Source organism: Paenibacillus sp. IHB B 3084 (genome assembly GCF_001447315.1).
GTDB lineage: Bacteria > Bacillota > Bacilli > Paenibacillales > Paenibacillaceae > Paenibacillus.
In genome coordinates this window covers 919,132-943,866 of record NZ_CP013203.1, presented here as the reverse complement: position 1 = coordinate 943,866, position 24,735 = coordinate 919,132, and the positions used below count along the sequence as shown (strand labels likewise).

Here is a 24,735-nt window from a genome sequence, read left to right as displayed (position 1 = left end):
TGAGAAAGTATATAAATAGGAGGCTAAATAAAATGGATTATAAATTAATGCAACCACCTTTTGTCATGAAAGAATACTCTGAAATGAACAAAAATGAAGCTAAAGAACATTTTAATTGGTTTAAACAACAAATACCTTCGCGTTTAGAGCAACTTGGCGCGTTTTCACAGATACATCTGGATTATAGTGATCGTTCGCTTATAGACATTTGGGAATGGTATCTAAGAAATGTACAGATTCAAAATAAAAGTGCATCGGAATTAGAAGAGGAGCATTCAGAAACCGAAGAATGGTTAAAGAGCTATATATATGAAAAAAACTCGACACAAAATCCCAAGCTTTTACACTGGATATTGCCATTTATCTGGGGGAAGTTGTAAAAAGTAATCATAGTGGGTTGGATTGGGGAGTTGTTTTTAAACCTAAGTCGTATGTTAGCGTAAATCGTCCTGTTATCACTGGTTTGACTAAGGAAACAGATATGGATGTGATCATGATCGTAACGAATAAAATGTACGCAATTTTAAAGGGAAAACGAAATCCTAATGCATTATTTGATATTTATCATACGTGGGAAGAGTTTATATAAACAATCAATCTAATTGATTTCTATGAAGATGACTGCTCATATGTGGATTTGAATAAACAAAGTTTTGAAAATATAAATCCTATTTTAACCACATTCAAAGCTCTTGAATGTGGTTTCTTTTTATCTCGAAATGAACTCCCGATCAATATAGTGTAGAGAATGCCTTTAGGTACGATAGACTGAATAGGATTGACCTCTATCGAGAATCAAGATGCTTATTCATACGATGACAGAAGTAACTGTCTTACGATGGAAACAGTACCCAAATTATAGATGAAGCTACGATTGAAAATGGAAAACCTGTTTTAAAAGCCAATTATATACGGGGTCTAAAATTAGAGGCCATAGCCTATGCAGATCAAACGGAAGCCTATCCCGTCTATAATGGTCACGGAGATATTATTGAAATCAGGGATTCCTCCGGAGCGTTGTTGAATCAATATCAATATGATATTTGGGGCAATGAAGAGGTCAAGGAAGAAAAAGTCTACAATCCATTCCGCTATTCTGGAGAATTATGGGATGATACAACCGAACTGCAATATTTGCGCGCCAGATGGTATGATCCTGATAGTGGAAGATTTATTAATGAGGATACGTATGAAGGCGAAATTAATGATACATTGACGTTGAACTTGTATACGTATGTGAAAAATAATCCATTAATTTATAATGATCCAAGTGGACATAAAGTTAGTGAGGTTGAACTAAACACTTATCTTGAAATTGCTACTAACGAAGGGGAAAATTCTGAAGCTTGGTGGAAGATCAGAAGTATTTTAGGTCAAGAGGCTTGGCCAGTTTTATTGCCGTACAGTCATAATTACAAAGACAATGGTTATTTTAAGTATTTGTATAATATGTCTACAGGGTATCATTATGAAAAAAACACTCCTGGAAATAAAGATTGGGCTAGAGGGAAGTTACAAGAAGCATTTAGACAAGATGCTGAAATGCAAGAAATGATCGAATCTATGGCTTTTGGATCAATAACAAGAATTGAAAAAGCGACAAGCTTAATTAAATCAGAGGCAGGATTGGTAAAAGCGGCTCAACAAATGGGTAAAAATCCAGTAATTCAAAAAGAATCAGATGAGCTTGTGGCTAAATTCCTTAAAGGAAATGTTAATCCGGGAATTGGAACGAAAAATCTAACAAGAGATATTAGTTACTTAAGGGGGAAAGAAGGAGCAAGAGTATTTTTCAAAATGAATAATGGTCAAATGAACATTCTGGCTAAGGCTAATAAGGCCAACGAACAAACAGTTATTAATATCTTATATAAAGTTTACGGTAAATGAGGAGGCCCAAATGAGAGTAAAAAAATTGTATATCCAACTCCACTCTCTCAGATAGCAGATATTGAAAATGATAATATAGATGTATTTATTGAACTCGAAGACGAGACAAATATTTCTGTGGTTGTATGTACTCCAAAAATTTAATTAGTTATATGACCAAAGAAAATATTAATTTTATTCCTGCATCGCCACCAGATATTATTGTGAAGTCATTAACAGAAGAAACTATTGAACAAGCTATTGAAAATTATGCTCAGGAGGATGCTTTTTGGCTTAAGTTGTTTTTTGTAGCTGGCGTTGATAAAACAGCCATAGATTTGGACAGAATTGATTTGTATCTTAAGGAAATTAAAAGAATGAATCAGGAACTCTTGAACGATTAAAATTAATAGTATAGTTATTTTGACCACATGTGAGTATAAAACTCTATGTGGTTTCTTTTTAGCCCCTCATTCTGGAAAATAGCGAGGAAGCATTTTTTCCTGTTCCACTGATCCCAATTATCTTATAAGGAGAATGTTGCGTGAAAATATCAAATATTATTAAACAAACTATAGGGAAGAAACTGAAAAATTTGAATTTTGCCTATGAGCATTTAAACAATACCTGGATTTTCACAAGGATAGTCAATGGATTCAAGGAAACGATTCAAATTGATAAAAAGTAATTGGTCAGAGAATGCGATTCGAATTACTTTTATGACCGAGGCAGAATCAGTTTATAGTTTTTATTTCATTGATGGATCAAAAATGGAGAAATTGCATTACTATGAGGATGAAGAGTCATTACGAGATATTTTATCACCCTAGAAAAGATTATTGATCAGTATGCTCTAAAATGGTTTGAAGAGATTGTTCTTAAGGATACGCTTCCTCCCGCTAATTTTTTAGATGAAGGGTGGTTTGAGAAGCTACAAACATTTGTGGAGGAAAATAATCTTAACATTAAAGATGAAAATTCATTAGAAACCATTGAAGTTTTACTTAGCATGGAGCCGACGATGGAGACCCTTCTACTATCAAGTTATTTCTTAGGAGAGTTGTTTATCCATACGCTAGGTGGGGAGTGGTACTACGATCAAAATTATGGTCCTTCTATTAAAAATATAGGTAGAATTAGTGATTTTAATAGAAAACCTTATAGAATTATTAAGAATTTTGCTAATAATCCTCAAAATGAATCTATTATTAGGCCCTATCAGGCAATCGCTGGAACTGTAAAAATATTATAGGGGAGATTGCACATGAATCAGACCGAATTAGAAGAACGAATAAGCAAATTGATCTTGATTGTATTGCCTCAGATGAGAGTCAAAGGTATTGTTTTACAAGAAGAGTTCAATGAGCTTTTGAACTGTATGGAGCAGTTAAGTTACCTTACGATAGATAAAGATATCATCTCTAAAAAGCTAGCGTTTAATTTATTTTACTTTTATACCCAAACTACTATGGAATTTGAACTATATATTAAAGATAAGGAAGCGCAAGGAGATTTTTTGGTAAGGTTGTACATACAGACGATGAATGTACTAAGTGGATTGCATTTGGATAGGTAGCTTACGGCATCCATATGTAATAAGACGGGAGAGAATATGAACAAAATTCGATTAGAGGAAGTTATAGAAAGTGGAGATTTAAAGGAAGCTGTGAGAATTATACAGGATGTGGGTGAAAAGCAAGACCATAAGTTTACTTCAATACTATTAAAATATTTGGAATCGATGGAAAATGCATTGTTAAGAAATGTAATTGCTATTAAATTAGCTGATCTAGAAAGCAATGAAGCTGTTTTGCCGCTTATTAACTTAATAAGAAGCCCGAAGACCAAGGGCAATAGGGGAACATTATTATATGCTCTAGAGTCTTTTGATGCATCTTCTCATGTTGTGACGCTGGTAGATTTACTTGATGATACCTTTGAAGCAAGTAGACAATCCTTTCAATTGATAAGCAATATGAAGGATAAGATTTCTAAGGCACAAAAAGACAAATGTAAGCAAATCATCACAGGAAGCTGGCGGATTATAAAAACGAAAATAAACGTGACTTTTTGCTAGTACAGCATCAGATTTAAAATAGTTAAATAAAGGAAAGTATGATATAGTCGAAGAAAAAGAGGTATCGACTATGACAAAACGAGCTTATGTGGTCAACCTATCCGGAGAAGAACAAAAAAAACTACAAAAGATCTGTTCGACAGGGAAAACTGCGGCCCGTTCCATACGGCGTGCACAAATCTTACTCTGGGCAGACGAGAATCGGAATGAGGGCAAGTTAAAAGATACGGAAATTGCAGAACGTCTCCACATCCACACCAACACGGTACATCTTGTACGTAAAGTCTTTGCGGAGCAAGGTCTGCAAGCTGCTCTTGAACGAAAGAAGCGGTTGACTCCACCGAATCCGCCCAAGGTCACCGGAGAGTTGGAAGCCAAGATCATTGCGCTGAGTTGCAGTGAACCTCCAACGGGAAAAAGTCGTTGGACGCTGCGCCTGTTGGCAGACAAAGCGGTTGAACTTCAATATATCGACAGCCTTTCCTACGACACCGTGGATCGTATTTTAAAAAAAGCGAACTTAAGCCTCATCTTCGGAAATGCTGGTGCATCCCTCCCCAGCAAAACGCGGCGTTCGTAGCGGCGATGGAAGACGTACTGGAAGTGTATCATGAACCCTACGACGTGAACTGCCCGGTCATTTGCATGGACGAAAAACCGTTTCAGCTTCTGAACGAAGTCCGGCAGCCCATTCCCATGAAACCCGCCAAACCTCTACGAGAAGATACCGAGTACGAGCGAAATGGGACTTGCAGTATTTTCATCTTTACAGAGCCTTTGGTGGGTTGGCGGCATGTCGAGGTGCGGAACCAACGAACCCGAATGGAATGGGCCGAGCAGGTCAGGGCATTGCTGGACGTACATTATCCCCAAGCCCCTAAAATTAAACTCGTCATGGATAACTTGAACACCCATTCCGTTGCGTCACTTTATCACGCATTTGATCCGGAAACAGCTCTTCGTTTAGCCAAAAGGCTGGAGATCCATGACACACCCAAACATGGAAGCTGGCTCAATATTGCAGAGATTGAACTCAGTGTCATGACTCGTCAATGTTTAGGCCGTCGTATTCCTTCCATTACCGAATTGTCGGATGAATTGAGCGCCTGGGAGCAATCCCGTAACCAAAGCCAAAAGGGTGTGGATTGGCAATTTACGACCAAGGATGCTCGCATCAAGTTAAAACGTCTTTATCCACAATTTAAAGACTGATGCTGTACTAGAATCGTTAGAGCTTTTTAGATGAATGTGAAATTTAGACAAAATTTCTATTTTAAATGATGAAGAAAAAGTGATTGGAAGCTATTATTATCACCTACCTAAATCCTACATAATCGATAAACTAAATTAGCTTCTTCGCTAAAGTAAATGTTAGATGTCTGTTTAATAGAGAAAGTGTCCATACTGTCTAGTAATAATAGGAAGAGGACGGGATGGAACATGTGGACCCCATTAAGCAAAAAGGATAATCTAATGAATGATGTGTTCAAGTTCATGTTAGACCTTGAAGAACCCTGGAAATTAGCTGATATTGAGTATGACCCGCAAGAAGAAGCATGGCACTTATTTATTGATTTTGAACGAGGAGCCCTGTTTGCCTGTCCGCATTGTGGAGCACCTTGCAAGGCCTACGATGCAGAGAAAAAACAGTGGCGCCATCTCGATATTTGGAAATGGAAAACCTATTTACATGCCCGGGTTCCCCGAACAGACTGCAAACAATGTAATAAAATCACGTTGATTCCCGTGAAGTGGTCCCGGCCGTTGTCGCATTTCACCTTGGATTTTGAGGCCTGGGCCATGCGTTTAATGGCTGAAATGCCCGTCAACGCAGCAGCGCGTGAATTACGAGAACATGACACACGCATGTGGCGGATTTTTCATCACTACGTCAATCAAGCCATGACCGAACTGGACGTCAGCTTAGTTCGGCGGATCGCCATCGACGAAACGTCCTCGCGTCGGGGTCACCGCTACATTACCTTGTTTGTGGATGTGGACACCAAAACGGTACTTTTTGCAACCGAAGGAAAAGGCAAAGATACCTTAGCGCGTTTCAACCAGTATTTACTACAAAAAGGCGTAGAATCGGCACAAATACAGGAAATCTGCTGCGATATGTCTCCCGCCTTTATTCGAGGTATTGAAGAGCAGTTCCCCACAGCCGAAATTACCTTTGATAAGTTCCACGTCATGAAGATGGTGAATGAAGCCGTGGATGAGGTGCGTAAAGCCGAGCAGAAAGAAGAACCTGGGCTCAAGCGAACCAAATATCTATGGTTAAAGAACAAAACGAACTTGAAGGCAGAGCAGCGAGATACCTTGGAAAGCCTGAAGGACAAAAACCTAAAAACAGGCAGAGCCTACCGCTTAAAATTAGCCATGCAGGAACTATGGACGACCCCGCACGTCTTTGCTGACGTCTATTTACGGGAGTGGTTAGGCTGGGCTAGGCGCTCACAGTTGGGAGCGATGATGGATCTGGCAAAGACCGTGAAACAACATGAAGAAGGCATTCTGCGTTGGTTTCACAGCCGGATGACCAATGGTCTGCTTGAAGGCATAAATGGATTAGTGCAAGCAGCCAAACGAAAAGCACGTGGGTACAGAAACGTCCATAATCTAATAGCTATGGTCTACATGACCGCGAATAAACATCGGCTTCCAGCACTTGCAGCACACAGGCCCTAAACCCATTTTTACCCCGTTCCCTTTATACCATTTCTTTAAGAATCTACTGAAACAAGCTTGACTATGAACCTATTTCTATACGGCGTTACCCATCCAATAGAGCGAAGAGCCCTAAATTATAATAAAGGAAACTTCAATATGGAGTTAACAGGTACACTAGAAACGAAGCCCTCCCCTGTGGAATTAAGATTATGGGAGTTTTTAAAGGGAGCTCAGCCGCTTGAAAATAGCATATGGCAAGGCTTCTCTAAAGAAGAACGGTCCGGGTGGCTAAACGTGACTAGAATACATTCTGCATCTAATCATTCTTCCAGACTGGATAAACGAGGAGAAGTCTACACTTTAGACGGGGAATACATATTGGATTTTCCAACTTTTTTTATAGCATTGGGTGAAGCGATTAATGGACCCGGAGGGTACTATGGTTTTAGCTTGGACAGTATATCGGACTGTCTCTGTGGAGGTTTTGGAGCTATGGGGCCGTTCACGATCCATTGGCAAAACGCGCATTACTTTTTGCAAAGATACGAGGAAGAGTGGGGTCAAAAAGAGACGTGCTATAGATTTTCACCACAGCAATATTTTATGGATCTATTAATGATTTTGGTATCAGGTGGTGTCACCGTGAATTTTGCTTCGAAATAAGATAGGGAAGTAGGAGGGAATCTTTGAAATGGAAGATGATTTTATCATATGTGGAGAGTATACATCTAAAACCACTGAATAGGTAGGGATTGACGATGATCAATCAAACTGAATTAGAAAATCGAATAAAAAAATTGATGCATATTGTGCTTCCTCAAATGAGATCAAGAGGGGTTGTTTTGCAAAAAGAGTTCAATGAGCTGTTGATTGTATGGAGCAGTTAACTAAGCTTTCAAAAGACCAAGAAGTCATTTCAAAGAGACTTGCTTTTAACTTATTTTTCTTTTATACAAAAGTAAATATGACATTTGAGAACTATATTACAGATGAGGAAGCGAAAGGAGACTTACTGGTGCGGCTATACGAGCAAACGATGAATCTGCTAAGTGGCGGCTCATATCTGGAATTATAGTAGCAGGCATGCAGCTTATATTTAAATATATATTTATCCAGGTTGTAAAAAAACAAAGAGCCGTAAGCAAATTAACGGCTCTCTTCGTCGTCTTCCGGCAAGTATTCGATCAGTTCACCAGGGAGTACGCCAAGGGTTCTACAAAGTGTATTCAAGGTTGGAAAGTCAATCCGGGCGTTTGCGTTGGAGGCCAAAGCTTTAACCGTATTTCGATTAATCCCCGTAATTGAAACAATATCTTTTTGTTCCAGTCCACGGTCCTTCATGATCTTATCAAGAGAAAATCTAATCACAACAATTCCTCCAAAAGTAATCAAGTAAACTAGTTGACAAACATAAAAGAGAAGTGTATATTTGCAAACAAGTAATCTAGTTAACAAGATTATAAGTAAACTAATTTGATGAATTTATAGTATCAAAATGCTTTAAAATTAGCAACAGTACTATTTTGATAATCCTAAACAAATAATGCGTAAGGAGGGAAGGGTTCTAGTCTGGACCATTCTCTACATACTCGACTACATCTTGAACATGGCAGTCTAGAGCTTTACAGATTTTATCTAGCGTATCAAATTTCACACCGTCTGTTTCTTCGTTGTAAAGTTTGGTGATTCCGTTTCTATGTAATCCAGTCATGCGGGAAAGCTCGGCAATATTTACTCGTTTTTCGCCCATAATACGGGAAAGATGAATCTTTATCATAATTTCCTCCAGCTAAATGCATTCTATAGTGTTAAAAAGTAACTTTATAATATGCTTATTGTACCAAAACGTTTTACAATTAGCAATAAATTATCGTCCAGACACCTAATTTAAAACAAACTATCTGTAGAAGAAAGGATATTGGCACAACAGGCCTGTTGGTTAACCAATTATTGTGAATTTAAGAATGAAAGATATCCTTCATATTCAAGGTATATAGAAGGTATCTCCAATGAGCAGCAAGCTTATTTAGCAAGAGCAGGCGCGCAAAACGAACAAACTCCAGTGCTTCATGCTTGGGAACACGAAGGCTTACGCGATCATACATCGTTTTTAACAGTACGTATACGATAAGCGCTGAGAACAACTGTCCATACACCGCATTTTCGGTGGTTCCAAACCGTGTTGGAATATTCAAATGTTGCATGATCCAGCGAAAAAACAGTTCAATCTGCCAACGAGCTTTATACATCAAGGCTATTTCTTCAGCTGTGATGTGCATGAGATTCATCACCACGCGGATGTCATGACCGTGCCCATCCTCAAAAACCACCACACGATGCCGTTTTGAGAAAACGGCACGCAGGCGTACCTAACTGACAAATGATATCCCGTTTCACGGGAGCGTTTTCTGAATTCCACTGTCGTAACGTCCGAGGAGTAACGAGGTGCACATTCTCTTTTAAGCGAATCACGAACCCTTGTTTTTGCTCCAGGTAACGATCCAAACGCTCGATTTTACCATAGGCTCGATCTTGAACCAGCGTGTAGGACGGATCGGCGAGGACTTCACCCAGGGGGCCGTCATGACTTACAGCGGTGGTTTCTTCGACGTGCTGAGGCTGCCCGGAGGTCACATCCCAAGCGACATGAAGCTTTACGCCGGCTCGTTCGCCATGATAAGGAGCCCAGGGCAGACGAGTCTTTCCTACCGTTACGGTGGTCGAGTCGATGAGCAGCAGTTCCTGAGGAATCTGTAAGGTTCGCCGTTCGGCTCGTCCTCGGCTTTGAAGAAGTTGGTGAAACCATGTTTTGAACACAGCAAAAGGCACTTCGGCGGCTTTCCCGGAGAAGGTAGAGTAATGAACCGTCGGCAAACCACTTAACGACGCTTGATCCACGCCGGAGCGATAGCCTTTCCACTGCTCCAAGGCGGCTTGAGTCCAATACCGCAGGAGTTGAAACACTGTGAATTTGCGGGCTGTATCTTCATAGCCTTGTTCCTCAGCTACGGCCTTCACTTTGGATTCGCTAAAGATAGATGGTAGCAAGTTCTGAAATAAGGCACACTGATTCATGAGGGTCGCCTCTTTTCGGAATGGTTGGTTGGTACTTTCCATTACCCGAAAAGGCGACTCTTTTTATCCTATTTTTAGTTAATCAACAGGCCTGCTAATATGTATTTGTTTCTTTTCTAGAATTTCAATTCCATAGCCTTCAAAAAAAGCTCGCTTAGCATTCTCTGATTCGTTAAAATACCTCTCAAACAATATCGAAAAACTCTCTACATCTATACCCCAGAGCATATTCTAGAATTCAATCATCCCTACCAAATTGCCATCAGTATTAACTAACCAATTACCCGGAGTGGAGTTCTAAAAGTGCATTTAATTCAATAGGATAAATTGATATCTGATTCATAGTTAAACACCCCTTCAAATATAAAAAATTAAAAAGGGACCTGCTTAAGCAGATCCTATATGCATCTTCATAATTGGCATTTATATCCATGTTACTGATTACTACTTCAGATGTAAAGGAACAATTTCATAAAAGAAAACAGTTGAAAGACATGATATTTAACATAGTTTGAGCATGCTCACAGTCACATCGGGAAAGGCTTAACTGTGTTACGTTATAGCTAATTACTCCAGAGGAGTTTTTATAATGTCTACAACTTGTGAAAGAGGTGTGTAATTGAAACTTCCAACAATCCAATTCGGACATATTAAATCCAGAGTTCCTGTTATTCAAGGTGGAATGGGCGTAGGCATATCCTTAAGTGGACTAGCCGCTGCTGTAGCCAATGCAGGCGGGATCGGCACCATCTCTGGTACAGGGATCACTACTGAAGAGCTGAGAATGCATATTCGCAAAACAAGAGAACTCTCTAAAGGGATTGGCTATATCGGTGTGAATGTACTATTCGCAGTGAAGGATTTTGCCGAAAAAATGAAGGTTGCTTTGGAAGAAAAGGTTGACTTTATTATTTCCGGAGCCGGAATTTCTAGAGATATTTATGCTTGGGGTAAAGAATATGGTACTCCTGTGGTAACTATTGTTTCATCCGCCAAATTAGCCAGAATTTCCGAAAGACTTGGTGCCTCCGCAGTCGTTGTGGAAGGGTTCGAAGCTGGGGGCCATTTAGGTACAGACAGATCCATGTTTGATATCCTTCCTGAAGTCTTAGAGGCCGTTTCGATTCCGGTTATTGCTGCGGGTGGGATTCTGACAGGGGATGATATCGCAAAAGCCCTTCGGATTGGCGCATCTGGTGTTCAAATGGGCACCCGTTTTGTGGCTAGCCATGAGTGTGATGCTCCCTTAGCCTTCAAGCAAAAGTATGTAGATGCTCAGCAAGGAGATACTGTCCTCATCAAGTCTACAGTGGGTCTAGAAGGTAGAGCGATTCGGAATGAATTTACGGACCGGATCAGTGATGATGCCAAATTAAAGATAGTCAAATGCTATGATTGTCTAAAGGTTTGTTCACATCGCTTCTGTACAATGGAATCCCTGCTTACTTCCCTTAGAGGAGATGTTAAGAACGGTTTGGTTTTTGCTGGGTCCAGAGTTCATGAGATTAAAGAGATTTTGTCCGTACAGCAGATTATCGACAATTTAATGAATGAGTATCAAGGGGCATTGAACCCGACAACTTAAGGCTGTTATAAGATATAAAAGCACGATTAACCACTTAAGCTTGGGATTTCCGAGCTTAAGTGGTTTTTTATTTCGCGAGATACTCAAATCTATATAGTTTGAACTAAAGAAACGGCTGACTAGAATCTGACACAGAGTCGGTCGATGATGGTCAAAGGCACTTTCATAATCTCCTCCATGAATTGCTGCACGTTGGTGCGAATTTCAGTGACCGTGTGGTAGAAGACGTTTGTTAATCACGTCCGATTTAAGCCATTTCCATAACCCTTCGACTGCATTGAGTTGAGGGCTATAAGGAGGTAGGAAAACCAGTTCAAGTCGGTCTTCCATCTCCGTGAGGAACGGTGCCAGCAGCTTCGCATGGTGGATTCGCGCATTGTCCAATACCATCACGATTTTGCCTGTTGGGTATTCATCTACGACTTTTTTCAAAAAAACTTAGAAAGGTTTCTGCTGTATACTGCTCATCTTCCTGCCATACGATCTTGCCTGTCCCATAATCGACGGTTGCCAGCAGTTTGACGCCGCGATGTTTACCTGTGGTTTGAATGATCCGTTGCTTGCCGCGGAGGAACCACGTTTTCTGAATCGCTTGGTAATCACGAATCATGGATTCGTCTTCAAATAGTACGTGCTGAATTTCGTTCTTCATATATCTTTTTTTAAATTGGGAAACGTGGATTCTGTAAAGATTCTTTGTTTTTCTTCGTCCGCGGCTGCCAAGGTGTACGTTGGCTTGGTGTAGCTCAGCCCCTGTCGGTGCATCATTTTGGAAATGCCACGAAGCAAATACGTCACCCCAAATTCTCGTTTGATCAAGGCTGCAATGATCTCCAGTGTCCAATTGTGCCGCGCCGTAAAGCCCACATCATGCGGAACCGAGTTCACGATAGTCTGTTTCAGCTTTTCTTGTTGTTCTGGGGTTAATCGAACAGGCGCACCTGGCGAATGATTCATTTGAAGACCTGGAAGCCCTCCTGTTTCATACGCTTGAATGTAACCTTTTACGGTTTTCGCACTTCGGTTGATGGTATGGGCAATTTGCTCTACTTCTGTTCCTTGTAGATACAAATACAGCGTCTGGTATCGTTCGTACATCCGACGTTTTTTAGCTTGCTTCATCGCCGTTTGGATCTCTTGAAAAGATGCTGAATGGTCCATTAAATTCCCCTGCCTGTCTAAAGTCATTGTCTATATTACTTCGACATGTAGCAACGAAATCCTTACCATAGTTTTCTAATCTTTAGTTCAACTTATATAGGTTTTGGTGGGAAATTTAATCTACATGCATCATGACATTCCTGATAAGTCCCTGGATTAGGTGGACTTTGGCAGAACGTCATGCATTCATAATATTCAGATGGATATTGACGATAATACAAAGACAATCACTCCTTATCTTAATCTTAGTTTTCAAGATATTGTATTTGGCTGTATACTTTTTGGGTAATTGCCTAACAAAAAAGAGTAAGCAAAAAAGTCCACCTTCACAGTTTTACCTCACAACAGCCCCCACGAGGAACTTGGGGTGGGTGAGGTCGTGGGTTCGAATCCCGCTACTCCGATTCTAATCAAAATGTCCTAATGACGCAGATTTTGCGCCTGCCGGATATTTTTTTGTTTATTGGATTTTTTCATCGATTGGAAGTCTATTCGCTAATGAGTACATACAGAAATGGGGAGAAGCATGCTACGTCGTTTTTTGGAATACTATCGACCGTATCGTTCTTTGTTTCTTTTGGATTTTTCGTGCACGGTCTTTGCTGCGTTGCTGGAGCTGGGGTTTCCGCTCGCCGTGAATTATGTGGTGGACGACTTATTGCCGCAAAATAACTTAAGGCTGATTCTGTGGGCCTGCGCGGGTTTGCTGGCGCGATCTATGCGGTAAATACGGTGATGCAGTACATCATTAACTATTGGGGTCATATGCTGGGCGTTAATATTGAAACGGCGATGCGGCGGAGACTGTTTGAGCATATGCAAAAGATGTCCTTCCGATTTTTTGATAACAACAAGACAGGCAGCTGATGTCGCGAATTACGAATGATTTGGTGGAGATTGGCGAAATGGCGCATCACGGGCCGGAGGATTTGTTCATTGCGATTATGAGGCTGATTGGGGCATTTGTGCTGATGAGCTCGATTCACTGGAAGCTCGCGTTGCTAATTTTTGCGGTGATTCCGGTGCTAATCTGGGTGTCCATTTATTTTAACAAAAAGATGACCAAGGCCTTCGATACGATGTATACGAGCATGGGAGAGTTTAATGCCCGTGTAGAAAATATAATTGGCGGTATCCGTGTTGTGCAAGCTTTTGGTAATGAGCAGTTTGAAAAGGTACGCTTTGACAAAAACAACAACCGTTTTCGGGGCGCAAACCATTTGAGAGGAGATATTCGCTATAGCGATGTTCCTTTTGGATATGAAGGCAAGGACAAGGTACTAAAAAGGAATTGATCTCGGCATTCAGGCTGGCGAAACGGTTGCTTTTGTAGGTCCATCAGGGGCGGGGAAAACGGCGATTTGCAGCTTGCTTCCCCGTTTTTACGATGTGGAGGGCGGTGCCATTACCATTGATGGTATGAATATCCACAGTATGACGCTGGTTTCACTACGCCGACAGATTGGGATTGTGCAGCAGGATGTGATCCTGTTCTCTGGCACTATTCGCGAAAATATCGGGTATGGCAAGCTGGATGCCGGGGAGGATGAAATATGGGAGGCTGCGCGGCGTGCGCAGCTGCATGATTTTATCCGTTCTCAGCCGGAAGGAATGGATACGGTGATCGGTGAACGGGGTGTGAAGCTGTCTGGAGGTTAGAAACAGCGGTTGGCGATTGCACGGATGTTCTTGAAAAATCCGCCGATTCTCATTTTGGATGGAGCGACCTCAGCGCTGGATACGGAGACAGAGGCTGCGATTCAGCAATCGCTGGCAGAATTGTCTGCCGGACGGACGACATTGGTCATTGCCCACCGACTGGCGACGATTAAAAATGCCGACCGTATTATCGTAGTGACGGAAAAAGGCATTACCGAACAGGGAAGACATGAGGAGCTGGTTGCGGCGGATGGAGTGTACAGTTGTCTGCATACTGCCCAATTTGGTTCCTGATATTATGATTTGTACGATAAAAGCGCCAAGGCTGGGGGACAAACCCGCCTGTGGCGCTTGTTTTCATACGAAATAACCCGATTCATCTAATTTACGCATGGATATGTTGAGAAAAAGGAAATGCTCATTGCTAGAAAACTTTATACAATGGAAGAAGGATAGGAACTGTGAAATTCGACTTTTGATGAAGGATTTCATATAATGTGAGCATATTGTGAACAACTTAAAATGAGAATTTTGCAAAAACTGAAATGAAAATGATTTCCGTCCAGCTATGAATTTCAAAATTTGACGGAGGGAACGAGATGACAATGGAAGAGAGCAGCAGACAGGTACCTTGGCAGGCGTATTACGGACCTAATCTAGGTTATGTGCAGGACCAGTATGAAAAGTATGTAGCGGACCCCGGAACAGTTGATCCGGCTTACCGCGAGCTGTTTGATCAATGGGGTGAGCCGCCGCAATCCGAATACTCGGCTGCTTCCATGATAGACTACAAATTGCAAGGCCCCCCGGCAAGCGCTCAGGGACATCTTGATTCGAACACATTACAGAAAGCGGTTACAGCCGGGAAAATGGTGTGGAACATCCGTGAATACGGACATTTGGCTGCACAAATAGACCCGCTGGGACTGGATGCGGAGCAGGATACTCGCTTGCTTGATCCAGCATCCTACGGTTTAACTGAACAGGACCTAAAGGCTTTTCCGGCCTCTTTAATATGGGATAACGCTCCTGCTGGAACACTTAACGGCTGGGAAGCCATTCAACGTCTGCGTGTGGCATACACAGGCCCGATTGCCTATGAATTTAGTCACATTCATAATGAGGAGGAACGCCGCTGGTTGAACAGCTATGCTGAATCCGGCTGGTCCTCCAAACCACTCACCACACAGGAACGCAAGGCATTGCTAGGCAGACTGGTAGAGGTGGAGCAATTCGAAGAGTTTTTGCATAAAACGTTTGTCGGACAGAAACGTTTTTCCATCGAGGGTAATGATGTCCTTGTACCGGTACTCGACGAGATTATCCGTCTTACGACGAATGCAGGTGCAAGCCACGTCTTGATGGGGATGGCGCATCGTGGTCGTCTGAATGTACTGGCCCACGTGCTGGGCAAGCCTTACAGCAAGATTTTCTCTGAATTTCATCATTCTCCGAATAAGGATCTGATTCCGTCTGAAGGCTCAACAGGAATTAATTACGGCTGGACCGGAGATGTAAAATACCATCTGGGTGCCGATCGTTTTGTAAAGGATGGGGAAGCGGTACAGGCCCGTCTGACATTGGCGAATAACCCGAGTCATCTGGAATACGTGAATCCGGTCGTGCAGGGCTTTTCCCGCGCAGCGCAGGAGGATCGCAGGGAAGCAGGCTATCCGAAGCTGGATGTCAGCAAGGCGGCAACCATTATTATGCATGGCGATGCGGCTTTTCCAGGTGAAGGCATCGTGGCCGAATCACTCAATTTCACGAATTTGCGCGGTTTCCGTAATGGCGGCTCGGTTCATATTATTGTTAACAATCGTTTGGGCTTTACAACGGAAAGCGTGGACTCACGTTCGACCCGCTATGCAAGCGATCTGGCCAAAGGCTATGAAATTCCGATCGTACACGTGAACGCGGACAATCCCGAGGCGTGTATTGCAGCAGCTCGAATGGCTGGTGAATATCGCAACCGTTTCAAGAAGGATTTCCTGATTGATCTGATTGGCTACCGCCGTTACGGTCATAATGAATCCGATGATCCGGAAACAACGCAGCCGCTGGTATACAGCAAGGTGAAAAACCATCCAACGGTTAGCAAATTGTACGCTCAAATCCTGATTAAGCAAGGAATTGTGGATGAAGCGTACAATGCTGGGCTTATCGATAAGGTGCAAAATCGACTGAAGGAAGCACACGAGCATGTGAAGAATAACCCGGAAGAGGAGCCGAAAATTGCTCCTGCCAAGGCAAAACGGGGTCAGGATTCTGTGGTTCGTACAGCAATAGAGCTGAAAAAGCTGCGCCAGATCAATGAAAACCTGCTGAAATGGCCGAAAGACTTTCAGGTATATCCGAAGCTGGATCGTATTCTACAGCGCAGAAAAACGGCTCTGAACGATGGCGAAAAGGTAGATTGGAGCTTGGCGGAAACGCTGGCTTTGGCTACAATTCTGGCCGATGGAAAACCGATTCGTATGACAGGTCAGGATGCAGAGCGGGCAACCTTTGCTCACCGTAACCTCGTGCTGCATGAGCCTGAAACGGGCAATACGCATTGCCCTCTGCACACTTTGCCGGAAGCACGTGCTTCGTTCAGTATTCATAACAGCCCGTTGTCCGAGGCGTCTGTTCTTGGCTTTGAATATGGCTATAACGTGTACTCTCCTGAAACGTTAGTGATTTGGGAAGCGCAATTCGGTGATTTTGCCAACTGTGCGCAGGTTATTTTCGACCAGTTCATTTCCGCTGGTCGTGCCAAATGGAGACAGAAATCCAGTCTGGTGATGCTGTTGCCTCATGGTAGTGAAGGACAAGGACCGGAGCATACAAGCGCACGTCTGGAGCGTTTCCTCCAACTGTCTGCACAAAATAACTGGACTGTCGCTAACTTGAGCAGTGCCTCGCAGTATTTCCATCTGCTGCGCCGTCAGGCTGCATTAAGCGAAAGTGAGGAAGCTCGTCCGCTTGTGATGATGTCGCCGAAAAGCCTCATTCGTAACAACCGTGTCGCTTCGCCTGCTTCCGAGTTCAGCGAAGGAACATTCCGTCCCGTGCTGGAGCAGCCCGGATTGGGTGCGCGCCCGGATCGTGTCGAGCGGATTGTACTGTGCAGTGGCAAGATTGCTATTGATCTGGAAGAGGCGTTGGAGAAGGACAAGGCTGAAGCGGAGGACCGTCTGCACATCATTCGCGTCGAGCAGTTGTATCCTTTCCCGGAAGAGGAAATTCGGAATATTTTCAGCCGCTTTCAACATGTTAAGGAATTCGTATGGGCACAGGAAGAACCGAAAAACATGGGTGCCTGGAGTTACATCGAGCCTCGTCTGCGGAATGTAGTGCCACAAGGAGCGGAAATTCGCTACGCAGGCAGACCGGATCGTTCCAGCCCGGCGAGTGGTTATCAGCAAGTACACAGCCTAGAGCAGCAGCGAATTATTCAATCAGCGTTGAAGCAGGATTCCAAAAACAATATTACACTGGGGAGGTAGCGGCTGTGAGCGATATTTTAGTGCCAGCAATGGGAGAATCCATCACGGAAGGAACAATCTCCAAATGGCTTGTGAAGGAAGGGGATTCCGTAGGACAGGGAGATGTTCTACTGGAACTGGAAACCGATAAGGTCAACCTGGAAATTAGCGCAGAAGAAGCGGGCGTAGTCCAGAAAATCCTTCGACAGGAAGGGGAAACGGTAGTTATCGGTGAAGCAGTTGGCTTGATTGGAAGCGGCAGTGGGAGCGGTAACGCAGAACAATCCGGTGCTGGAGAAGCAGCAGCGACCCAAGCGCCGGAAGCACCGTCTGTAGCCACTTTGCCAGCTTCCACAGCAGGCGGCGGCACATCAGCAGTTGAGCAGGCCGCACAGCCTATTGCATCCAACGGTGACGGGAACGGTCAGACGGCATCTCCCTCTGCCCGGAAGCTGGCACGTGAGCGTGGAATTGATCTGGAGCAGGTACAGGGGAAGGACCCGCTTGGGCGCGTGTTCCAAGAGGACGTTAAAACGCATGCAAATAGCGCTGATGTCTCGCGAGCTGCATCACCTGCACCTGCGACTCCTGCTGCGAATAAGCCTGCGGCGGCGTCCTCGTCTCAGACAGAGTACAGCAAGCCGGTGGAACGTCAGCGCATGTCCCGCCGCAGAGCAACCATTGCCAAGCGTCTCGTTGAGGCACAGCAAACGGCCGCTATGCTCACGACCTTTAATGAAGTGGATATGACCGCCATCCTTGATGTTCGCAAACGCCGCAAAGATAAGTTCAAGGAGAAGCACGATGTAGGGCTGGGCTTTATGTCCTTCTTTACAAAGGCAGTGGTCGGCGCGCTCAAGCGGTTCCCTACTGTGAATGCGGAAATTAACGGCGATGATATCGTACTGAAAAAATACTATGATATCGGGATTGCCGTATCTGCGAAGGAAGGGCTGGTTGTACCCGTTGTACGGGATGCTGATCGTCTCGGCTTTGCCGAAATTGAGAAGAGCATTGCAGAGCTGGCTGGCAAAGCACGTTCCAATTCGCTTTCTCTGGCGGATCTGCAAGGTGGAACCTTTACCATTACCAACGGAGGTATTTTCGGTTCCCTGCTGTCTACGCCAATCCTGAACACACCGCAAGTGGGTATTTTGGGAATGCATAAAATCCAGCTTCGCCCCATTGCCATTGACGAGGAACGTATGGAAAATCGTCCAATGATGTATATCGCGTTGTCCTATGATCACCGGATTATTGATGGCAGCGAAGCGGTTCGCTTCCTGGTAACGGTCAAAGAATTGCTGGAAGATCCGGAATCGCTGTTGCTGGAAGGATAAAATACATCAACAGTTGTATTTAATTTTTACGTCTATGAAAAAGCAGGCTCTTGCGGGTCTGCTTTTTTTCCTGCATAGTTAAAACATAAGATTACAGGTAACAGGATACTCAGATGCAGAGAAGGGTGGGGGACTGTTTTGGATCATGATTTGCGCTACCCGATTGGGCCATTTGTCGTTCCAGATACGATTACAGAAGAACAGCTTGTGGCATGGACTCAAGATATTGCTGAACTGCCTTCTCAGCTTCGTCAGGCGGTGGAAGGGCTGGATGAACAACAGTTGAACACGCCTTATCGCGAAGGCGGCTGGACGGTTCGGCAGGTTGTTCATCATCTGGCAGACAGCCATATGAACAGTTATGTTCGCTTCAAGCTGGCGCTAACAGAGGATACACCCACGATTAAGCCATATGATGAGGGACGTTGGGCCGAAATACCGGATGCAAGGGAGCTTCCGCTGGAGCCTTCTCTGCAATTGCTGGAAGGGTTGCATGAACGGTGGGTGGTTGTGTTGCGTTCGATGGGGGATGATCAATTACACCGAACGTTTATCCATCCGGAATCGGGTCAGACGATTCGACTGGAACGAAACATCGGCATCTATGCCTGGCATGGCAAACATCATATAGCTCATATTACTTCCCTAAGAGAACGGAATGCATGGTAATTTTGAACATAACCTCAAAGTAAAAAGTAAACACAAAAAAGAAACCTTCAAGTCCACTGTAATCGTGGTTTTGAAGGTTCCTTTTTTATTCCAGCGAGGATGATTTTTGGACAAAGCGGATCAACCGGATGTCTCATAGCCTCCAGACAAAACAGAAACGGAGGTCGCTGCTGTGTTGACATGACGATCCAGCCAATCCACGATATCGTTCATGACCTCGTTGCGGTTCGTTTCATGCAGCATCTCATGTCGGCCGTCAGGATAGAGACGATATTCTACATCCTGAAGCTTCAGACTTCGGTACATATCCACCAGCGATAGAACGCCTTTACCGAACAACCCCACCGGATCACGGTCCCCGGCAAAAATATAGACTGGCAGTTTGGGATTGATTTTTTCGAGTGAGGAGGGCCCATGTATTTCCTGCAAAAGCCGGAAAAAATCTAGAAAAAAGCCTGTCGTGCAGATGGCTCCGCATAACGGATCATGCACGAATTGATCTACTTCCTCAGGATCGCGGGATAGCCAGTCGAACGCCGTCCGCACCGGACGAAAGGCCCGATTAAATCCGCCGAAGACCATAGCGTTGAGCAGTATGCTGCGGTGATCCATTCCTTGCAGTTTGGCTTGCAGCAGGGCAACTTGCTCTCCAAGTTTCAGCAGACCGCGCCGCCCGTTCGTTCCCGATAAAATAAACCCGTGATACTGTTGCCTGTCATCATACATGATTTTCTGGGTTAAAAAGGACCCCATACTGTGACCGAGCAAAAAACGAGGCCGATCCGGAAACTCCTTGGCCGCAATTTCGCCCAGCTCCAGCATACCGCTTGCCATTCGATTGAACGCATTGGCTCCCGGCATACCGAGCTTATCAGGATCACCAGCCGTACGTCCGTGGCCGATATGGTCGTTGGCATATACACCGTAGCCGGAAGCTGTAAGCTTCTCGGCCAAGCGAATATAGCGGTGGGACGTCTCGCACATCCCGTGCGAAATCTGAACGATTCCCCGCACGGGCGTATGCTCATCCGGTAGCCAGCGGTAGGCAAAAAGCTCCGTTCCGTCATTTTCAGCGATGGTGAAGGTATATTCCCGCATGATTAGACAACACACCCTTTAAGCTTTAAGGAAGATAAGATCTAAGGACAGTCATTCCGTCATTCAGCGTGTACCCGCCCAGATTGGCGGGTAACAGAAAGCAATCTCCGGCTTTGCAGGAGAGAGAGGCCGAATGATTGTCCCACGTTAATGTACCGCTACCTTCGCAAATCACGAGAATGGTAAAGCTGTCATCAGTTGTAGAAAGCGCCCAGCTTCCCTCTACGATACCCTTTTCCACGACAAAATACTCACAGGCTGCGAGTTGAAGCCATTCACCCGGCTGCAAATCACCTGTCTTCATCGTTGTTGCACCAGCCCCCTCGTAAGAGGTCACATTGAGGGAGTCCTCGATATGCAGCTCACGGGGCTTACCATCCAGACCAGGACGGTTGTAGTCATATAACCGATAGGTGGTATCTGAATTTTGCTGAATTTCAGCAACAACAACGCCTGCACACAGCGCATGTACGGTTCCGGCAGGGATGAAGAATGTGTCGCCAGCCTCGACAGGAACCTGACGCAAGCTGCCCAGGATGTCTCCGCTTTCAAGAGCGGTACGCAGGCTGTCCCGGGTCACGCCCTCGGTCAGACCGTAAATAATTTTAGCATCCGGCTTGGCATCAAGCACGTACCACATTTCGGTTTTTCCCAGTTCTCCGGCTGGAAGTCCTGCATAATCATCTGTCGGATGCACTTGCACGGACAGATCGTCATTGCAATCCAGCAGCTTGATCAGAAGGGGAAAACGTCCGCCTTTTTCCGATACGCCCTTGGCCCCGAGCCAGTCCTGCCCGTAGGTTTCGCGAATTTCATCCAGTCCTTTGCCAGCCAGCTCGCCATTGATGACCGTTGTGGTTCCATTTGGATGATCGGCAATCATCCATCCTTCGCCAATATGTCCTTCCGGCGGGGTCAAACCGAATTGTTCCAAGGCTCGTCCTCCCCAAACTCTCTCTTTGAACTCAGGTTGAAATTGCAGCGGGTATGGCTTTAGCATAATTTCTCTCCTCCATAATGAGTAATGAGTGCGACCTAACAGAATAGGGAAACAGAAACGTGCCGTTGGGGCAATAAAACTGGGATGAATAGCCCGTACGACGCTCAAAAAAAGATATATGTAAGGCGGCTTAAAAAAAGCCGCTCATAACCTGAATATGCGAATTAAAAAAGCCGACATTATTTCTTTTCAACCGCCACTACGTAAGGCGAAGCGGCTCGCTGTAGTTGGCGATAAATAATACTTTGACCGCTGGATACCGGGAGGGCGGAAGCCCATTGAAGGACCGCTTCCGCTTCCTCGCCACCCCCGGCGTGCCCCGGATACAGTACGGCGGTCAGAATACCGCGAGGGCGTAGCAGATACATTGCTGCATCAAGAGCGGTGAGTGTGCTGTCCGTATGCGTGATAACAGACGGGTCAGCGCCTTCGGAAGGCAAGTAGCCGAGGTTAAACATGACCGCAGCGACTTTGCCATGCAGCTTGTCGGGAATGGCCTCCTGCATCTTCTCATGGCCTTGGTGCAGCAGCGATACCTCCGCCAGTGAGGTTGATTCGTCTTCGTCGAGCCGACGACGAGCGAGTTGCAACGCCTCCTGCTGGATATCGAAGCCGTAGATGCGTCCCCGTCTTCCGGCAGCCTTAGCCAGGAAAAGCGTATCCGCTCCAGTGCCAACTGTGGCATCTATAGCGGTATCGCCCGGCTGGACTCGCGCAGCTACCAATTGATGTGCGTAACTCAAAACAGACAGGAAGCCCATTTAAGGCTGCCTCCAATACTTACCTTGCCACGTTTCACGTGATTTTAGCTCATCGTCAATGGCGTTAAGCACTTCCCATTTTTTGAGCGACCACATCGGTCCCATCAGCAAATCGCGGGGTGCATCCCCGGTCAACCGATGAACGATCATTTCAGGCGGCAAGAATTCCAGTGTATCGACGATCAGCTTGACGTATTCATCTTTTTCCAGAAAACGTAGCAATCCGGCTTCATACTGCTTGACCATCGGCGTTTTGCGCATGAGATGCAGCAGGTGGATTTTGATGCCCTGCACATCCATAGCCGCCACTGCGCGACCTGTGTCCAGCATCATTTCATGCGTTTCCTGCGGCAGTCCGTAAATAATGTGCGCGCACACGCGGATATTGCGCTTGCGCAGCTTTTCCACCGCATCCAGGTAGCATTGAGTGTCATGCGCGCGGTTAATCAGCTCTGAGGTGGATTCATGGACAGTTTGCAGGCCCATTTCGATCCACAGGTATGTGCGCTCGTTCAGCTCGGCAAGGTAATCCACTACATCGTCAGGCAGACAATCGGGACGTGTAGCAATGGACAGGCCGACAACACCGGGCTGCTCCAGAATCACCTCGAAGTATTCGCGCAGCTCCTCAACCGGGGCATACGTATTCGTATAGGCTTGAAAATAGCCGATATATTTGGCATTTGGCCATTTTAGATGCTGTTGGTCCCGAATCGTATTGAATTGGGTGACCAGATCGTCCCGGCGGCGTCCTGCAAAATCACCAGATCCCCGTGCGCTGCAAAAGGTGCAGCCTCCTTTGGCAATTGAACCATCCCGGTTCGGACAGGTAAAACCCGCATCCAGCATGACTTTAAACACTTTATTTTGAAATTGCTCGCGCATTTCGTGATTCCACGTATGGAACCGTTTATCTCCCCATAGGAGAGGAGCAGGCAACAGATCTGTTTTCATGGGTGTACTCCTTTTTTTGCGATCACCCTATTGTAACAAAAATCAGTCGGAATTGGGAATCACTTGATAGCGAAAGGCAGGAGAAAGTGCGGATTTTATTGGATTCAGGATTGAAAAAGGTTACACCATGTGTTATATTGTAAGCGGTACCAGACATACTATAAAAGGAATGTTTTCGATCCTGAAAATAAAAGTTAACCATCGGCTAATGATTATTTTTCAGGGCAGCTGTGCTGCTTCTATCGCCTGCTTTAGGATAAATGCACGTCGGTTCCATCACTAATAACCCGTGAGGTGATCTTTTATGAGTACGCAGGATAAAACGCGTATGGATAAAGTTACTGTTGAGTTAACCTTTGATGAGGCATTGGCGCTAACCGGTGTCCGTTTTGGGCAGGACCGCCAGATTGGAACGGCCGCACGTCAAAAAATCAGAGCCGCTTGCCAAAAGACGATTGATTTTTCACCTGCTGATGGGGTAGACTATGAACAATTAAATTAGTTGGACCCCAATCCAAATATATTGAAAAAGGAATTTCATTTCCGTATCTTCAAGCGGGGGTGAAATTCCTTTTTCCTTGATAACAGAGCATATGGAGGAGTAACATGCGTTTACGCGGAAGAAAAGGAATACGGGAAAGTCTGGAAGAACAGCAGGATCTGGTCATCTTGGAGCCGGGACAGTATAAAGGAAAGTGGCAGCAGCTTTTTGGCAATGATCGTCCGATTCATGTGGAGTTCGGCATGGGCAAAGGTCGGTTTATCAGCCAAATGAGCTATCGGAATCCGGAAATCAACTATATTGGCTTTGATATGTACGACGAGCTGGTGCGTCGTGCAGCAGAAAAGTCACGTCTGGCCTGGAGTGATACAGAGGTGGATACGCCGCCTAATATCAAATTGGCGCTGGCGAACATTGAACAGATTGAAAATGTTTTTGAACCTGGGGAAATTGAACGCATTTATTTGAATTTTAGCGATCCGTGGCCTAAAGCCAAACATGCGCGTCGTCGTTTGACGCATCCGCGCTTTTTGGACAAGTACCGTCAGCTTTTGAACAGTAAGGGGCAAATTCATTTCAAAACCGATTCGGAGACGCTGTTTGAGTTCTCACTGAATTCGTTTGCTGATAGTGGTCTGCAAATGACGAATATATCGTTGAACCTTCATCGTGATGGTATCAATGAAGAGCATGTCATGACCGAATATGAAAATAAATTTATGGGCAAAGGTATGAACATCCATCGTGTCGAGGTGCTGATCGGCAAAGATGTATTGGAACAGTATGAGAAAATCCGCCTTGAGAAGTATGGAAAATGATAAAATATAAAACAGGGTGCTTCC

23 protein-coding genes and 3 pseudogenes are annotated in these 24,735 nt (G+C 44.7%); 17 read left to right on the top strand and 9 right to left on the bottom strand.

Going from position 1 to position 24,735, the window contains the following annotated elements; genetic code table 11:
• The first annotated feature begins 32 nt into the window (after window positions 1–32).
• The 10 genes and pseudogenes from ASL14_RS04415 to ASL14_RS04355 all read left to right on the top strand — a co-directional run bounded on the left by ASL14_RS04415 (window position 33) and on the right by ASL14_RS04355 (window position 7,694).
• The gene (locus ASL14_RS04415; protein WP_134910594.1) at window positions 33–380 is read left to right on the top strand and encodes a hypothetical protein; all 348 of its coding nucleotides are present in this window, start codon (window positions 33–35) and stop codon (window positions 378–380) included.
• Between the two features lie 352 nt (window positions 381–732).
• Window positions 733–1,279 (top strand): annotated as a pseudogene (locus ASL14_RS29465) (RHS repeat-associated core domain-containing protein); the annotation flags it as partial.
• 763 nt (window positions 1,280–2,042) lie between these two features.
• Window positions 2,043–2,273 (top strand): hypothetical protein, encoded by a 231-nt coding sequence (locus tag ASL14_RS27740; RefSeq protein ID WP_223264189.1) that lies wholly within the window; start codon window positions 2,043–2,045, stop codon window positions 2,271–2,273.
• A 539-nt stretch (window positions 2,274–2,812) separates the two neighbouring features.
• A complete protein-coding gene (locus ASL14_RS04390; protein WP_134910592.1) occupies window positions 2,813–3,121 on the top strand; it encodes a hypothetical protein in 309 nt (102 codons plus the stop codon).
• Window positions 3,122–3,133: 12 nt separating this feature from the next.
• Window positions 3,134–3,445 (top strand): hypothetical protein, encoded by a 312-nt coding sequence (locus ASL14_RS04385; protein WP_134910591.1) that lies wholly within the window; start codon window positions 3,134–3,136, stop codon window positions 3,443–3,445.
• A 36-nt stretch (window positions 3,446–3,481) separates the two neighbouring features.
• A complete protein-coding gene (locus ASL14_RS04380) occupies window positions 3,482–3,946 on the top strand; it encodes a HEAT repeat domain-containing protein (protein WP_223264188.1) in 465 nt (154 codons plus the stop codon).
• Window positions 3,947–4,016: 70 nt separating this feature from the next.
• A protein-coding gene (locus tag ASL14_RS04375) for an IS630 family transposase (protein ID WP_134910590.1) occupies window positions 4,017–5,158 on the top strand; the annotation gives its coding sequence in 2 pieces (ribosomal slippage) (window positions 4,017–4,461 and window positions 4,461–5,158; 1,143 coding nt in all).
• Between the two features lie 261 nt (window positions 5,159–5,419).
• Window positions 5,420–6,637, top strand: coding sequence for an ISL3 family transposase (locus tag ASL14_RS04365; protein ID WP_134910372.1), 1,218 nt, complete (start codon window positions 5,420–5,422; stop codon window positions 6,635–6,637).
• A gap of 276 nt (window positions 6,638–6,913) precedes the next feature.
• Window positions 6,914–7,282 (top strand): barstar family protein, encoded by a 369-nt coding sequence (locus tag ASL14_RS04360; RefSeq protein WP_223264187.1) that lies wholly within the window; start codon window positions 6,914–6,916, stop codon window positions 7,280–7,282.
• A 211-nt stretch (window positions 7,283–7,493) separates the two neighbouring features.
• Window positions 7,494–7,694, top strand: a complete 201-nt coding sequence (locus ASL14_RS04355) for a hypothetical protein (RefSeq protein ID WP_134910589.1) — start codon at window positions 7,494–7,496, stop codon at window positions 7,692–7,694.
• Window positions 7,695–7,765: 71 nt separating this feature from the next.
• Here ASL14_RS04355 and ASL14_RS04350 read toward each other — a convergent pair whose 3' ends face one another.
• From ASL14_RS04350 to ASL14_RS04335, 4 genes are all read right to left on the bottom strand, one after another.
• Window positions 7,766–7,987, bottom strand: coding sequence for a helix-turn-helix domain-containing protein (locus ASL14_RS04350; protein ID WP_010349271.1), 222 nt, complete (start codon window positions 7,985–7,987; stop codon window positions 7,766–7,768).
• 196 nt (window positions 7,988–8,183) lie between these two features.
• Window positions 8,184–8,396: a helix-turn-helix domain-containing protein gene (locus ASL14_RS04345; RefSeq protein WP_134910588.1), complete on the bottom strand. Its 213-nt coding sequence runs from the start codon at window positions 8,394–8,396 to the stop codon at window positions 8,184–8,186.
• A 181-nt stretch (window positions 8,397–8,577) separates the two neighbouring features.
• The gene (locus tag ASL14_RS28970; RefSeq protein ID WP_189338228.1) at window positions 8,578–8,898 is read right to left on the bottom strand and encodes a transposase; all 321 of its coding nucleotides are present in this window, start codon (window positions 8,896–8,898) and stop codon (window positions 8,578–8,580) included.
• Between the two features lie 40 nt (window positions 8,899–8,938).
• Window positions 8,939–9,694: a transposase gene (locus ASL14_RS04335; protein WP_189338227.1), complete on the bottom strand. Its 756-nt coding sequence runs from the start codon at window positions 9,692–9,694 to the stop codon at window positions 8,939–8,941.
• A gap of 619 nt (window positions 9,695–10,313) precedes the next feature.
• Here ASL14_RS04335 and ASL14_RS04330 point away from each other — a divergent pair.
• Window positions 10,314–11,279, top strand: a complete 966-nt coding sequence (locus tag ASL14_RS04330; protein ID WP_134910585.1) for an NAD(P)H-dependent flavin oxidoreductase — start codon at window positions 10,314–10,316, stop codon at window positions 11,277–11,279.
• Window positions 11,280–11,398: 119 nt separating this feature from the next.
• Here the strand turns inward: ASL14_RS04330 and ASL14_RS04325 are convergent.
• Window positions 11,399–12,440 (bottom strand): annotated as a pseudogene (locus ASL14_RS04325) (IS630 family transposase).
• A 526-nt stretch (window positions 12,441–12,966) separates the two neighbouring features.
• Here ASL14_RS04325 and ASL14_RS04320 point away from each other — a divergent pair.
• From ASL14_RS04320 to ASL14_RS04305, 4 genes and pseudogenes are all read left to right on the top strand, one after another.
• Window positions 12,967–14,393: pseudogene (locus ASL14_RS04320) on the top strand (ABC transporter ATP-binding protein).
• Window positions 14,394–14,698: 305 nt separating this feature from the next.
• Entirely contained in the window at window positions 14,699–17,590 is a 2,892-nt protein-coding gene (locus ASL14_RS04315; RefSeq protein WP_134910584.1) for a 2-oxoglutarate dehydrogenase E1 component, read from the top strand.
• A 5-nt stretch (window positions 17,591–17,595) separates the two neighbouring features.
• A complete protein-coding gene (gene odhB, locus ASL14_RS04310) occupies window positions 17,596–18,909 on the top strand; it encodes a 2-oxoglutarate dehydrogenase complex dihydrolipoyllysine-residue succinyltransferase (RefSeq protein ID WP_134910583.1) in 1,314 nt (437 codons plus the stop codon).
• Window positions 18,910–19,047: 138 nt separating this feature from the next.
• The gene (locus tag ASL14_RS04305; RefSeq protein ID WP_134910582.1) at window positions 19,048–19,578 is read left to right on the top strand and encodes a YfiT family bacillithiol transferase; all 531 of its coding nucleotides are present in this window, start codon (window positions 19,048–19,050) and stop codon (window positions 19,576–19,578) included.
• A gap of 120 nt (window positions 19,579–19,698) precedes the next feature.
• Here ASL14_RS04305 and ASL14_RS04300 read toward each other — a convergent pair whose 3' ends face one another.
• The 4 genes from ASL14_RS04300 to ASL14_RS04285 all read right to left on the bottom strand — a co-directional run bounded on the left by ASL14_RS04300 (window position 19,699) and on the right by ASL14_RS04285 (window position 23,391).
• Entirely contained in the window at window positions 19,699–20,676 is a 978-nt protein-coding gene (locus tag ASL14_RS04300) for an alpha/beta fold hydrolase (RefSeq protein WP_134910581.1), read from the bottom strand.
• Window positions 20,677–20,701: 25 nt separating this feature from the next.
• Window positions 20,702–21,676 carry a type I phosphomannose isomerase catalytic subunit gene (locus tag ASL14_RS04295; protein ID WP_134910580.1) on the bottom strand — a complete coding sequence of 325 codons (975 nt, stop codon included), beginning with the start codon at window positions 21,674–21,676 and terminating at the stop codon, window positions 20,702–20,704.
• 179 nt (window positions 21,677–21,855) lie between these two features.
• Window positions 21,856–22,437, bottom strand: coding sequence for a tRNA 5-(aminomethyl)-2-thiouridylate-methyltransferase MnmM (locus tag ASL14_RS04290; RefSeq protein WP_134910579.1), 582 nt, complete (start codon window positions 22,435–22,437; stop codon window positions 21,856–21,858).
• Entirely contained in the window at window positions 22,438–23,391 is a 954-nt protein-coding gene (locus tag ASL14_RS04285) for a tRNA modification radical SAM protein MnmL/YtqA (protein ID WP_134910578.1), read from the bottom strand.
• Window positions 23,392–23,695: 304 nt separating this feature from the next.
• Between ASL14_RS04285 and ASL14_RS04280 the strand changes: the two genes are divergently transcribed.
• Window positions 23,696–23,893, top strand: coding sequence for a hypothetical protein (locus tag ASL14_RS04280; protein WP_014280552.1), 198 nt, complete (start codon window positions 23,696–23,698; stop codon window positions 23,891–23,893).
• Window positions 23,894–23,997: 104 nt separating this feature from the next.
• Window positions 23,998–24,711: a tRNA (guanosine(46)-N7)-methyltransferase TrmB gene (trmB, locus tag ASL14_RS04275; protein ID WP_134910577.1), complete on the top strand. Its 714-nt coding sequence runs from the start codon at window positions 23,998–24,000 to the stop codon at window positions 24,709–24,711.
• Window positions 24,712–24,735: the final 24 nt, after the last annotated feature.